The 12,133-nt window shown below is 69.3% G+C and carries 13 protein-coding genes; 10 read left to right on the top strand and 3 right to left on the bottom strand.

The window, feature by feature from the left end; translation table 11 throughout:
* Positions 1-276: 276 nt before the first annotated feature.
* From pdxS to CHC05_RS39645, 9 genes are all read left to right on the top strand, one after another.
* Complete coding sequence (gene pdxS / locus CHC05_RS39680; RefSeq protein ID WP_089255917.1) at positions 277-1,182, top strand: pyridoxal 5'-phosphate synthase lyase subunit PdxS; 906 nt, start codon at positions 277-279, stop codon at positions 1,180-1,182.
* Entirely contained in the window at positions 1,179-1,796 is a 618-nt protein-coding gene (gene pdxT / locus CHC05_RS39675) for a pyridoxal 5'-phosphate synthase glutaminase subunit PdxT (protein ID WP_089255915.1), read from the top strand. Before pdxS ends, pdxT begins: the two co-directional genes overlap by 4 nt.
* 401 nt (positions 1,797-2,197) lie before the next feature.
* Positions 2,198-2,950: a YebC/PmpR family DNA-binding transcriptional regulator gene (locus CHC05_RS39670; protein ID WP_089255913.1), complete on the top strand. Its 753-nt coding sequence runs from the start codon at positions 2,198-2,200 to the stop codon at positions 2,948-2,950.
* A 139-nt stretch (positions 2,951-3,089) separates the two neighbouring features.
* Complete coding sequence (locus CHC05_RS39665) at positions 3,090-3,302, top strand: type II toxin-antitoxin system VapB family antitoxin (protein ID WP_089255911.1); 213 nt, start codon at positions 3,090-3,092, stop codon at positions 3,300-3,302.
* Complete coding sequence (locus tag CHC05_RS39660; RefSeq protein WP_089255909.1) at positions 3,299-3,703, top strand: PIN domain-containing protein; 405 nt, start codon at positions 3,299-3,301, stop codon at positions 3,701-3,703. The genes CHC05_RS39665 and CHC05_RS39660 overlap by 4 nt, the downstream gene beginning before the upstream one ends.
* 93 nt (positions 3,704-3,796) lie before the next feature.
* Positions 3,797-4,252 carry a hypothetical protein gene (locus CHC05_RS39655; RefSeq protein WP_144022986.1) on the top strand — a complete coding sequence of 152 codons (456 nt, stop codon included), beginning with the start codon at positions 3,797-3,799 and terminating at the stop codon, positions 4,250-4,252.
* A 410-nt stretch (positions 4,253-4,662) separates the two neighbouring features.
* A complete protein-coding gene (locus CHC05_RS41940; protein WP_179266589.1) occupies positions 4,663-4,800 on the top strand; it encodes a hypothetical protein in 138 nt (45 codons plus the stop codon).
* 71 nt (positions 4,801-4,871) lie between these two features.
* Entirely contained in the window at positions 4,872-6,458 is a 1,587-nt protein-coding gene (locus CHC05_RS39650) for an alpha-amylase family glycosyl hydrolase (RefSeq protein WP_089255905.1), read from the top strand.
* Between the two features lie 85 nt (positions 6,459-6,543).
* Entirely contained in the window at positions 6,544-7,572 is a 1,029-nt protein-coding gene (locus CHC05_RS39645; RefSeq protein ID WP_089255903.1) for an aminotransferase class V-fold PLP-dependent enzyme, read from the top strand.
* An 18-nt stretch (positions 7,573-7,590) separates the two neighbouring features.
* Here CHC05_RS39645 and CHC05_RS39640 read toward each other — a convergent pair whose 3' ends face one another.
* Together CHC05_RS39640 and CHC05_RS39635 are read right to left on the bottom strand one after the other, a co-directional pair.
* A complete protein-coding gene (locus CHC05_RS39640; RefSeq protein ID WP_089255925.1) occupies positions 7,591-8,193 on the bottom strand; it encodes a TetR/AcrR family transcriptional regulator in 603 nt (200 codons plus the stop codon).
* A gap of 20 nt (positions 8,194-8,213) precedes the next feature.
* Positions 8,214-9,785, bottom strand: a complete 1,572-nt coding sequence (locus CHC05_RS39635) for an MFS transporter (protein WP_089255901.1) — start codon at positions 9,783-9,785, stop codon at positions 8,214-8,216.
* Between the two features lie 170 nt (positions 9,786-9,955).
* Here CHC05_RS39635 and CHC05_RS39630 point away from each other — a divergent pair, with 170 nt between their 5' ends.
* A complete protein-coding gene (locus CHC05_RS39630; protein ID WP_089255898.1) occupies positions 9,956-10,870 on the top strand; it encodes a hypothetical protein in 915 nt (304 codons plus the stop codon).
* Between the two features lie 103 nt (positions 10,871-10,973).
* Here the strand turns inward: CHC05_RS39630 and CHC05_RS39625 are convergent, their stop codons facing one another.
* Positions 10,974-12,125 carry an epoxide hydrolase family protein gene (locus CHC05_RS39625; protein ID WP_218824823.1) on the bottom strand — a complete coding sequence of 384 codons (1,152 nt, stop codon included), beginning with the start codon at positions 12,123-12,125 and terminating at the stop codon, positions 10,974-10,976.
* Positions 12,126-12,133 lie beyond the last annotated feature (8 nt).

Here is a 12,133-nt window from a genome sequence, read left to right as displayed (position 1 = left end):
GGTTGGCGATGATCTAACGGCCCAGGTGCTACCCGGCCATCCAACAACCAGGCAGCACCAGGATCACCCAATGAGCAACGGTCGCGCCCACGACGGACCTGGGAGCCGAATTTGGTGTTGATCTGTCGTTTGGGCCCGGCTCGGGAGCCGAATGTGATGTTGGTTGGTCTATGGGTGTTAGGCAGGCCACCGGGGGGTTGATTGGATATCGGTTAGGGGCCAATTCCCCACTACTCTGGCTTGGCGAAGGTTTCGGCGAGAAGGAGTGTGGCCACAGTGACCGAGTCCACCGAGCAGGGCGGCGTCACCGGTACGTCGCGGGTCAAGCGTGGGATGGCCGAGATGCTCAAGGGTGGTGTGATCATGGATGTGGTCACGCCGGAGCAGGCCAAGATCGCTGAGGACGCGGGGGCCGTCGCGGTCATGGCGCTCGAGCGGGTGCCGGCTGATATTCGGGCTCAGGGTGGGGTTTCGCGGATGAGCGATCCCGACATGATCGACGGGATCATCAACGCCGTCTCGATTCCGGTGATGGCCAAGGCTCGGATCGGGCATTTCGTCGAGGCGCGGATCCTGCAGGCGCTGGGGGTCGACTACGTCGACGAGTCCGAGGTGCTGACGCCGGCCGACTACAGCAACCACATCGACAAGTGGGCGTTCAGCGTGCCGTTCGTGTGCGGCGCCACCAACCTGGGTGAGGCGCTGCGGCGGATCACCGAGGGCGCCGCGATGATCCGGTCGAAGGGCGAGGCGGGCACCGGTGACGTCTCCAACGCGACGACCCACATGCGCAAGATCGGTGGGGAGATCCGGCGGCTGACGTCGCTGTCCTCCGACGAGCTGTACGTGGCGGCCAAGGAGCTGCAGGCCCCGTACGACCTCGTCGTCGAGGTGGCGCGGACCGGCAAGCTGCCCGTCGTCCTGTTCACCGCAGGCGGCATCGCCACCCCGGCCGACGCGGCGATGATGATGCAGTTGGGTGCCGAGGGCGTGTTCGTCGGCTCCGGCATCTTCAAGTCCGGCAACCCGGCCGAGCGCGCGGCCGCGATCGTCAAGGCGACGACCTTCCACGACGACCCGGACGTGCTCGCCAAGGTGTCCCGCGGCCTGGGCGAGGCCATGGTCGGCATCAACGTCGACGAGATCCCGCAGCCGCACCGACTCGCCGAGCGTGGCTGGTGAGCGGTCGCCCCGTCGTCGGCGTGTTCGCCCTGCAGGGCGACGTGCGTGAGCATGTACGCGCGCTGACCGCCGGTGGCGCCACCGCCGTGCCGGTGCGCCGGCCCGCCGAGCTCGACGACGTCGACGGCCTGGTCATCCCGGGCGGCGAGTCGACGACGATGAGCAAGCTGTCCGTCGACTTCGGACTGTACGACCCGATCGCGAAACGGATCGCCGACGGGATGCCCGTCTACGGCTCGTGCGCGGGCATGATCATGCTGGCCTCGTCGGTGCTGGACGGGCGTCCCGACCAGCGCAGCTTCGGTGCGATCTCGATGACGGTGCGACGCAACGCGTTCGGTCGGCAGGTGGACTCGTTCGAGGCGCCGGTGTCGGTCTCGGGCCTGTCCGACCCGTTCCACGCCGTCTTCATCCGGGCGCCGTGGGTGGAGTCGGTGGGCGACGAGGTGTCGGTGTTGGGCTCGATCTCGCGCGCGGGCGCCGACGGGGTACGCGCGCCGCACGTCGTGGCGGTGCGGCAGGGAGCGGCGCTGGCGACGTCGTTCCATCCTGAGCTGACCGGAGACCTTCGCCTGCACGGGCTCTTCGTGGAGATGGTCCGGGAAGCGGCCTGAGTACGGGTTTCCGGGCAGCGATCCCTCGCGCTTGGCACCGTCCGGGTCGCCGGTCCATCCGGTTACGTTGGGCGAGGAGCTGCCCGCTGTCGCTGGCCAGCGAATGTGCCGGGTTGGGTGTGACTCTGCGCTGCGTCGGAGGTCCGCTTCGCGTCGCGGCTTGTGTCTTTGAGCTTTCCCACGGCGGACCTGGCAGGGTCGGGCCCCCTCGGGCCCGGCCCGGTCCCCGGGAGCGACGGTCGCGCCCACGGCGGACCCGGGACATGACCTTGATCTTGTTCTTGGATCATCTCGGCTAAGCCGGCTGGGTCGTGCACGCGTCTCGTCGGTAGACTTGGTGGCTTGGGCAGCCCAGCCCGCCCGTTTCCGCTGCCCAACTGGGGTTATTTCGGAGGTCATCCATGTCCGGCCACTCAAAGTGGGCGACGACCAAGCACAAGAAAGCCGTCATCGACGCCAAGCGCGGCAAGATGTTCGCCAAGCTGATCAAGAACGTCGAGGTCGCGGCGCGCACCGGTGGTGGCGATCCGGCCGGTAACCCCACGCTGTACGACGCTATTCAGAAGGCCAAGAAGAGCTCCGTTCCCAACGACAACATCGACCGCGCGGTCAAGCGTGGGTCGGGGCTCGAGGCCGGCGGGGCCGACTACCAGACGATCATGTACGAGGGTTACGGCCCCAACGGTGTCGCCCTGTTGATCGAGTGCCTGACCGACAACCGCAACCGGGCGGCGACCGAGGTGCGCACCGCGCTGACCCGCAACGGCGGCTCGTTCGCGGACGCCGGCTCCGTGTCGTACATGTTCACGCGCAAGGGTGTCGTGATCGTCCCGAAGACCGGGCTTTCCGAGGACGACGTGCTGCTGGCCGTCCTCGACGCGGGCGCGGAAGAGGTCAACGACCTGGGCGAGGCGTACGAGGTCGTCTCCGAGCCCACCGACCTCGTGCCGGTGCGGACGGCGCTGCAGGACGCGGGGATCGACTACGAGTCGGCCGAGTCGTCGCTGGTGCCGAGCGTCAACGTGCCGCTCGACGAGGAAGGCGCCCGCAAGATCTTCAAGCTGATCGACGTGCTCGAAGACTGCGACGACGTCCAGAACGTGTACGCGAACTTCGACGTGTCCGACGACGTGATGGCCCTGATCGACGCCTGACGCACGGATTCGCTCCCAAGACCCCCGACGAGACTCGGGGGTCTTGTCATCTCAATTGGCAGGCAGGTCACACGCATATCCTGGCTGCCGGCTGGATATCCGTTAGGGTCGTGGATATCCTCCGCTTGGAGGTGTTGGAATGGCGAAGACCCTGATTGACGTTGACGATGATCTTCTTGCGGAAGCAACGACGGCTCTGGGCACCGCGACGAAGAAAGACACGGTGAACGAGGCGCTGCGGCAAGCGGTCGAGTCTTCGCGGGAACGCCGACGCGTGGCGTTGGAAAGCCTGCAGCGCCTCGCGGATGAGGGTGGGTTCGACTTCGACCGGCTCGACGAGCTCGACAAGTGAAGTACCTCGTCGACACGAGCGCGCTGGTCCGAATCATTCGGCGTCAGGTCGATCCGGTTTGGTATGACGCGGTCGATCGAGGGCTTGTCGCTATCTGTGATCCCGTGCTCGTCGAGACGCTCACGATCGCCGACGCCAAGAGCTACGCCCGGGCCGAGGAGGAGCTCCGAGCCGCCTACCCCTGGGTTCCTGTGCCGGACGACGTGTGGGCCATGGTCACATCCGTGCGACGTGAGCTGGCGTCGCAGAGCCGGCATCAAGGACTTTCCGTCGCAGACCATCTCGTGTGCGCCACCGCGATTCGTCTCAAGCTCGTCGTGCTGCACGAGGACGCCGATTTCGAGACCGCAGCGCGCCTGATCCCACAACTGGCGCAGCATCGGATATCCATAGGGTTGTGATCTCGCCTCGTCGGAGGTGTCCGACGACGTGATGGCCCTGATCGACGCATTCGGCTTAGGCGGGGGCGGGGCGTGTCAGCTGATCTGGCCGGGTTGATCCGGTCCTACCTCGATGAGTGGACGGTCCTCGACCCCGCGAACCCGGAGCGAGAGTCGCCGGCGAACACCGTGTGGTTCGGAATTCCGCCGGGGCCTGTCGATGCTGACCTGGTCTCCCAGGCACTGGTCGACGTCGGCGCGGGGCTGCGCGCGCGCCACGGTGGCGACGACGGGACTGCCACGTTCTATGCCTGGTACGACGAGCAGGCTGGCCAGCTTCGCTGTTCGATGCGTTCGACGGGTCCCGACGCGTTGCCCTTCGGCGGTCGCTTCGAAGTGGTGCTCGACCCGTCTCCGGTCGTGGCGCTGATCGCGGCCGATCCGCATCCCGGAGTTGTGGCCTGGTCAGATCTGGAGCCGGCCACCGCTGGCGACACCGCACCCGAGCACGTGTTCCCGGTGTTCGTCTCAGTCATTCGGCCAGTTCGCGGTCGGTCTTCGCGCGCATGATCCACGTCGTACGTGGGCTCCGGCTCGTGACGCCCGCCGGTCGCGCGGCCCTCCTAAGGTGGGTCGGTGCGCGGGATCGAGTGGACTGAGGCGCGTTGGCGACTGCTCGGGCGGTTGCGGTGGCTGGCGCCCGCGATCTGTCTGGGTCTTTTCGCGTGCAGTTGGTTGCTGACGCGGCTGACAACAGTCTGGTTTCAGCAGGAGGTCGCCGCCGGCACCTCGTTTCCCTTCACTGGTGAGGAGGGTGATCGGGCGGCGATCCCGGCATTCGTCGGCGCGTGGACCTTGCTGTGCGCTCTGCTGATGGCGGTGGCCGCGCTCCTTGCCGGCCCCTTGGCCGGCTCACCGGCGGGCCGCGTACCGCCGTCGGTGTCAGCTATGCCCTGCCGGCCCTTGTTCTGGTCGGGCCGGTGGTTCTCGTCGTGGGTGCGCTGGCCAACGACGAGGCCGCTCGCTACGCGTGGTGGTACGGACCAGTCCTGGTCGTCGGCAGCGTCGTCGCGGGGTTCTTCTGCGTCGCCGGCGCGGCCGCCAAGGCGCCGGACTGACTTGTTGGGTTATCCACAGTCCACAGTGGTCGAACGCGAGACTTCTCCCGTCCGCCGGTAACGTGAGCAGCGTGAACGAGCCGCGCACCGCACCCGCCTGGTTGGCCGACGCCATCCTTTACCAGATCTATCCGCAGAGCTTCGCCGACTCCAACGGCGACGGGATCGGTGATCTCGCCGGCGTTCTCGAGCGGCTTGACTACCTGCAGTGGCTGGGTGTTGACACCGTGTGGTTCAGCCCGTTGTTCCGTTCGCCGTTCGCCGACGCGGGCTACGACGTGAGCGACTACCTGTCGGTCGCACCGCGCTACGGCGGCAACGACGACCTGGTCGCCGTCGCCGAGGCCGCGCGGTCGCGGGGCATCCGGGTCATGCTCGACCTGGTCGCCGGGCACACGTCCGACCAGCACCCGTGGTTCCGGGCGTGGGCCGACGATCCGGCCGACGACCGCTACATCTGGTCGCCGAAGGTGGGCTCGCCGGCTGGTGCGTGGGCGCCGACGCCGGGGAGCCGCGGCGGCTACTTCATGCTCAACTTCTATCCGTGCCAGCCGGCGCTCAACTTCGGCTATGCCCGCGACGACGCGCGCGAGCCCTGGCGGCAGCCGGTCGACGCGCCCGGGCCGCGGGCCAACCGCGAGGCGTTGCGCGAGATCATGGCGTTCTGGTTCGACCGGGGCATCAGTGGCTTCCGGGTCGACATGGCGTCGTCTCTGGTCAAGGACGATCCCGGGTACGTGGAGACGGGCCGGCTCTGGGGCGAGATGCGCACCTGGATCGACCGCGCCTATCCCGACAACGTGTTGATTCCCGAGTGGGGTGACCCCGCGGTCGCGGTGCCGGCCGGCTTCCACGCCGACTTCTTCCTGCACTTCCGGGGCAACGCGCTGCTGTCGCTGTGGCACCTCGGCGTCGGGACGGCCGACCCGGCGTGGCCGGCGGAGCCCGCCTTCTTCGACGCCGAAGGGCTCGGGGCGATCACCGAGTTCGTCACCCAGTGGCAGAACGCGGCCGAGGTCATCGGCGGCACCGGCCAGATCGCGCTGCCGACGGCCAACCACGACTACGCCCGCCTGGTCACGGGCAGCAGGTCCCGCGAGCACGTCGGCGCCGCGTACGCGTTCCTGATGACCTGGCCGACCCTCCCGACGATCTACTACGGCGACGAGATCGGCATGCGCTACATCCCGGACCTGCCCGACAAAGAGGGCAGCATGCTGGCGCCGCTCAACAACCGCACGGGCTCGCGCACCCCGATGCAGTGGGACGCGTCGCCCAACGCCGGCTTCTCGACGGCGCCGGCCGAGCAGCTCTACCTACCGATCGACCCGGACCCGGCCCGCCCGACGGTTGCCGCCCAACGGGAGGACGAGGGTTCGCTGCTCAACCTGGTCCGGCGGCTGATCGCCCTACGCCGGGCCACGCCGGCGCTGGGCAGCTCGTCGCCAGTGGAGGTGCTGCACTCCGGCTACCCGTTCGTCTACACGCGCGGCGGCACCCACCTGGTGGCGATCAACCCCCGCCGGGAACCGGCCACCGCGTCGCTGCCGGCCGGGTTGGTGGGCGACGGGGTGCGGGCGCTCGAGGTAAACGGCGCCCGGCTCGCCGAGACGGAGGTGAAGATCGACGGCTTCGGCTACGGCATCTACGCCCTCTGACCGCAACGCGGCACGGTCGTCCTGAAACCAGGGATCCGGAATTGGACTGTGTGGGCCGGTGAGGGTGGGGGATAGCGTCGTACGCATGGATCTTGCTGCTGCGCAGGAGCTCTGGGAGCCGATCCCGGGCTGGCTCAACACCGCCAGCTATGGACTGCCGCCGAAGCCCGCCTGGGACGCTCTTCAGGTCGCGCTCGATGACTGGCGGGTTGGGCGCACCTCGTGGGAGCCGTGGGACGAGGCGACCCAGCGCTGTCGGGCGGCGTACGCGCGGATGATCGGGGTGCCGCTTTCGCACGTCTCTGTCGGCAGTGCGGTCTCGCAGCTCGTGGCGCCGGTCGCGGCCGCGATTCCGGCCGGTGGCAAGGTCGTGGTGGCCGACGTCGACTTCACCTCGATCGTGTTTCCGTGGGCGGCGCACGGCCTCGACGTCGTCGCGGTGCCGGTCGAGAAGCTGGCCGGCGCGGTCGACCCGAGTGTCGACGTGGTCGCGTTCAGCCTGGTGCAGTCGGCCGACGGCGTGATCGCGGCCTACGAGGAGATCGTCGCCGCGGCGCGGGCGGCGGGTGCGTTGGTCGTCGTCGACGGTACGCAGGCCTGCGGGTGGCTGCCGTTCGACGGCTCGCTCGCGGACGCCGTGCTGACCGGCGGCTACAAGTGGCTGATGGGGCCGCGCGGCACGGCTTACGGCTACTACTCGCCGGCGCTGCGGGAGCGGATGACGCCGTCGGCGGCCGGCTGGTACGCGGGTGCCGATCCGCACGCATCCTACTACGGCCTGCCGTTGCGGCTCGCCGACGATGCGCGGCGGTTCGACATCTCGCCGGCCTGGCACAGCTTCGTCGGCTCGGCGCCGGCGCTCGAGCTGATCGAGGAGATCGGTGTCGCCGCGATCCGCGACCACAACGTGCGGCTCGCCGACCGGTTCCTGGTCGGGCTCGGCAAGCCGCCGGCGGGCAGCGCGATCGTCACCGTCGACGTGCCCGACGCCAAGGCCAAACTGGAGCGCGCGGGCATCCGCGCCGCCGTGCGGGCCGGGCGGGTCCGCGCGAGCTTCCACGTCTACTCGACCGACCACGACGTCGACCTGACACTCGAAGCACTGTCCCGCTAACAACCCGCGACAGCGCAGCTATTGCGGCGCTATTCCCGCCATCAGGACGTCGATGACCTGCTCCGGCATTTTGTCGGCGTCCAGGTCCGGGTGCCAGCGCAGTACGCGTTGCACCAGGATCGGGCCGATCAGCATCGCCAGGACTAGCTCGATGTCCAGGTCCGCCCGCAGCTCGCCGTTTTCCACACCACGGCGCAGGACCTCGCGTACCCGGTTGCGGCGGGGCTCGATGATGTCCTGGTATGCCTGGTAGTGCTCTTCGCTCCGCATCAGGTGCGGCACGATGCACGGCATGATCTTCGCGAAGCGCGGGTCGTGGTTGGCCGGGCCGACCTGGCTGAGCAGCGTGATCAGGTCGGCGCGGACCGACTCGCCGGCCACCTCGTCACCGGGGTGCTTCAGGGTGGCCAGGGCGTCGTGGAGGAGCGCCTCCTTGCCCGGCCAGCGGCGGTAGATCGTCGCTTTGCCGACCCCCGCCCGGGTGGCGATGGCCTCGATCGACAGGACCTCGACCGACGTGCCCTCGGCGAGGAGGTCGAGGGTCGCCGAGATGATGGCCTCGTCGACGCGGAGGCTCCGCGGGCGACCCGGCGCCCGCGGAGCTTCCTCGGCAGCTGGCATGTGGTCCATTGTTGCTGACCTCAGCCGGCCGTGGCCAACTCTTCGGCCTCCACCTCGACGGGCTGGACGTGATCCGCGCCCGCCTGGCGGCCCGGCATCCAGACCAGCGCCGCGACGATGCCGACGGCGAGGATGATGGCGCCTCCGCCAGCCGCCCAGTGCATCGCGGTCATGAACGCGTCGTTGGCCGCCGCGATCAGGTTGTTGCCGGCCGCGCCCGCTCCGGATGCGACGCCGTACGCGCCGGAGATCGACTCGTTGGCCACCTCGCGGATCGGTCCGGGCAGGGCGGTCGTGGTCGGTTCGATCTGGCCACGGTAGACGGCCGCGAGGATCGAACCCAGGATCGCGATGCCCAGCGCGCTGGAGACCTGGCGGATCGTGTTGCTGACCGCCGAGCCGACGCCCGCCTTCTCGCGGGGGAGGGCCGACATGATCGATTCGGTGGCCGGCGCCATGATGTTGGCCATGCCGACGCCCTGGACGAAGAAGTCCAGCAGCAGGAACCAGACCGCGGTCTGCGCGTCGACGAAGACGAAGCCGATCAGCGACAGCGTCACCAGCGACAGGCCGGTGGCGGTGACCGCCTTCGCGCCGAACCGCTGCACCATGGCGTGGCTGCGCGGCGCGAAGATCAGCTGAGCGATGGCGAAGGGCAGGAACAGCAGGCCCGTCTGCAGCGGCGAGTAGTCGCGCACCAGTTGCAGGTAGAACGAGCTGAAGAAGAACACGCCCATCGACGCGAAGAACGTCAGGCCGATCGCGGCGATCGGTGCCGAGAAACGCGGGCTCTTGAACAGGCGTACGTCGAGCGACGGGAACGCGACCCGCGACTCGTGCCAGACGAACGCCGCCAGGACCGCGAGGCCGCCCAGGCCGGTGATCAGCACCTCGGGCTGGCCGAAGCCGTCCTCGCCGCCCTTGATGATGCCGTAGGTGAGGCCGACCAGGCCCACCACCGACATCAGCACGCCGAGGATGTCGATCCGGCCGGGGCGTGGGTTGCGCGACTCCGGCACCAGCAGCGCGACCGCGATGAGGCCGACGATGACGACCGGCACGTTGATCAGGAAGACCGAGCCCCACCAGAAGTGCTCGAGCAGCGTGCCGCCGAGGATCGGGCCGATCGCGATGGCCAGGCCGACCGCGCCGGACCAGACACCGATCGCCTTGCCCCGCTCGCGCGGGTCGAAGACGTTGGAAATGATCGACAGCGTCACCGGCATGATCGCCGCACCGCCGACGCCCATCAGCGCGCGGGCGCCGATGAGTTGGGCCGGGCTGTGCGCGTACGCCGAGAGCAGCGACGCCAGGCCGAAGAGCGCGAGGCCGACCAGCAGGAACCGCTTGCGCCCGAAGCGGTCACCGAGCACGCCGAACGAGAAGAGCAGACCCGCGAACACCAGCGTGTACGAGTTGATCGCCCATTCGAGCTCGCTCTGCGTCGTGCCGAGCCCGTGCACCGGGTCGGCGAGCGTACGCAGGGCGACGTTGAGGACCGTGTTGTCCAGTACGACGACGAGCAGGCTCACCACCAGCACACCGAGGATCGCCCAGCGCCTCGGATGTCCGGTGTTGGCGGATTGCTCCACGTCCGTCTCCCCCCGATAGTTCTTAGTTCTGATTACGAAACGGCACAGGTTCGTATCGCATGGGAAAGGTACGCCTGGGAGATGCGATACGGAACGGTCTCGTATCAACTTGTGAGCGCCGTCACGACTGGGGCTTGCGGGGCCGGCCGGGGCGGCGATGATGGTGGGGGATGCGCGTGGAGGAGGGCGCCGTGGTCGACCTGCTACCGAAGATGGCCCCCGAGGCGCCGGACGGGTACGTGTCGTTCGTCGGCCGCCACCTCACCGCACTGCGCCTGGAGTCGGCCCAACTCGCCGGCGACGCCTGGCACGCGGAGGAGATCTATCCCGAGGCCCTGACCGACGTAGCGGCCCGGTGGCAGTGGCTCGAACTGCGCGCGCACTGGTTCGGCCGACCCGGCGCGGCGGACGACTACCTGCGCCAGGTGCTGGCGAGCCGCGCCAAGCGCTGGCGGGCCGAGCAGATCTACGAGGTCGAGATGGTGGTCCTGCGCGCCGACCCCGCGGAGGCTGCGGACGGAGTGGCGGAGCCGTGTCCGGCGATCGGTGCCTCGCCCGACCTGGGTGGCGGCCATGGCGGCAGGTCGGGCGTGGAGCCCGACCGGGGCGGCTGGTCGGGTGCGGAGCCTCGCCATGGCGGCTCGCCCGGCATAGTTACAGGCTCGGCGGGGCCGAGCCCGACACCTACAGGCTCGCCGGGTCGGAGACCGGCGACGCGCTGGTCAGCCGACGGCGACCCGACAACAGAGGGCCGCGACGATCGGGGTTTCTTCGCACCGATATCGGAGGCTGAGCGGCAGTCGAGCCGGCTCCCCGCGGCGCCGTTCACGGCCGGCCAGTCGACCACGTCGAGCGCCGGCCTGGCGCGATACCGCCGGACCGGACCGGGGCGCAGCAGCATCGGCCTGCGCCAGGCCAGGTTCCTGAGCCCGAAACGGCGCCCGCCGGCACCGATCGCGGAGGCGGCGATCGCCTGGTGGCACGCATACGTGGCGCAACGTCGACGCAAGCGGGTCGCCACGGTGGTCGGGGTGATCCTGCTGCTGGCCGCCCTGACCAACCTCCGAGCCACCGGCCGGATGTAACCAAACCACGAACCGAACGAGGGCGTGCGCGATCCTTCCTAGGACGCCTTAGCGGGTGTGCCGCACCGCGCCCACGCCGGCGGCGCCGGCGAACGGGGCGGGCTCAGCCTGCCGGGCGCAGCGCGCGGAAGAAGGCGCGGATGTCCGAGACCAGGAGCTCGGGCTGTTCCATGGCGGCGAAGTGCCCGCCGCGGTCGTACTCCGTCCAGCGCACGATGTTGTCGCTCCGCTCGGCGATGTGTCGCCGCGGCCTGAAGTTGTCGTGCGGGAAGACCGCCACGGCGGTAGGAGTCGTCGACGGCGCGGAGGCGTCCCACGAGGTGTCGTGTGCACGCTCGTAGTAGATCCGGGCCGACGACCCCGCCGTGCCGGTCAGCCAGTAGAGCATCACGTTGGTCAACAGGTCGTCCCGGTCGACGGGGCGGGAGTGCGGGTCGCTCCAGGCTTCGAACTTCTCCGCGATCCAGGCCAGCTGCCCGACGGGGGAGTCGGTCAGCCCGTAGGCGAGAGTCTGCGGCCGGGTGGACTGGATTGCGGCATAGCCCGCGTGGTCGCGGTCCCACTCCTGGCTCTGCCGCCAGGAGGCCAGGTCACCCCAGCGGTCGGCCGGGTCGAGCGCGGCCAGGTCCGGTGGGCTCGTCACGCGGGCGGCCGACAACAGATTGAGGTGTACGCCGATGACCTGCTCCGGCCGGGTCCGCCCGAGCTCGCGGGAGATCACCGCCCCCCAGTCGCCGCCCTGGGTGCCGTAGCGGGGATAGCCGAGCCGCTCCATCAGCGCGGCGAACGCCTCCACGACCCGGGTCGGGCCCCAACCGGTCGAGTGGGTCGGCCCCGACAGCCCGAAGCCAGGAATGTGCGGCAGCACGAGGTCGAACGCGTCAGCGGGATCACCACCGTGCGCGGCGGGATCGACCAACGGCCCGGCGATCCGCGTGAACTCGGCGATCGAACCGGGCCAGCCGTGGGTAATGATCAGCGGAGTGGCGCCGGGCACGGGCGAGCGGAGGTGTGCGAAGTGAACCCGCTCCCCAAGAATCGTGGTCGTGAACTGCGGCCACTCGTTCAGCCGTGTCTCAGCGGCCCGCCAGTCATAATCGAACCGCCAGTACCGGACCAGTTCCTCGAGGTAGTCGCGCGGCACGCCGTAAGCCCAGCCGACCCCAGGAAGCGCCGACGGCCACCGGGTGCGGTCGAGCCGCTCCCACAGATCGTCCAGCTCGGCCTGGTCGACATCGAGACGGTACGGGCTGATGGCTGCGT

Origin of the sequence: Asanoa hainanensis, assembly GCF_900188485.1 — a bacterium.
Taxonomy (GTDB): Bacteria; Actinomycetota; Actinomycetes; order Mycobacteriales; family Micromonosporaceae; genus Asanoa; species Asanoa hainanensis.
Note: the sequence above shows the minus strand (reverse complement) of the source record. Positions and strands in the feature narration are given on the sequence as shown.

Coding starts and splice junctions, on each gene's coding strand:
- CHC05_RS39670 (WP_089255913.1), top strand. CDS start 2,198: ATGTCCGGCCACTCAAAGTGGGCGACGACCAAGCACAAGAAAGCCGTC.
- CHC05_RS39665 (WP_089255911.1), top strand. CDS start 3,090: ATGGCGAAGACCCTGATTGACGTTGACGATGATCTTCTTGCGGAAGCA.
- CHC05_RS39645 (WP_089255903.1), top strand. CDS start 6,544: ATGGATCTTGCTGCTGCGCAGGAGCTCTGGGAGCCGATCCCGGGCTGG.
- CHC05_RS39640 (WP_089255925.1), bottom strand. CDS start 8,193: ATGCCAGCTGCCGAGGAAGCTCCGCGGGCGCCGGGTCGCCCGCGGAGC.
- CHC05_RS39630 (WP_089255898.1), top strand. CDS start 9,956: ATGCGCGTGGAGGAGGGCGCCGTGGTCGACCTGCTACCGAAGATGGCC.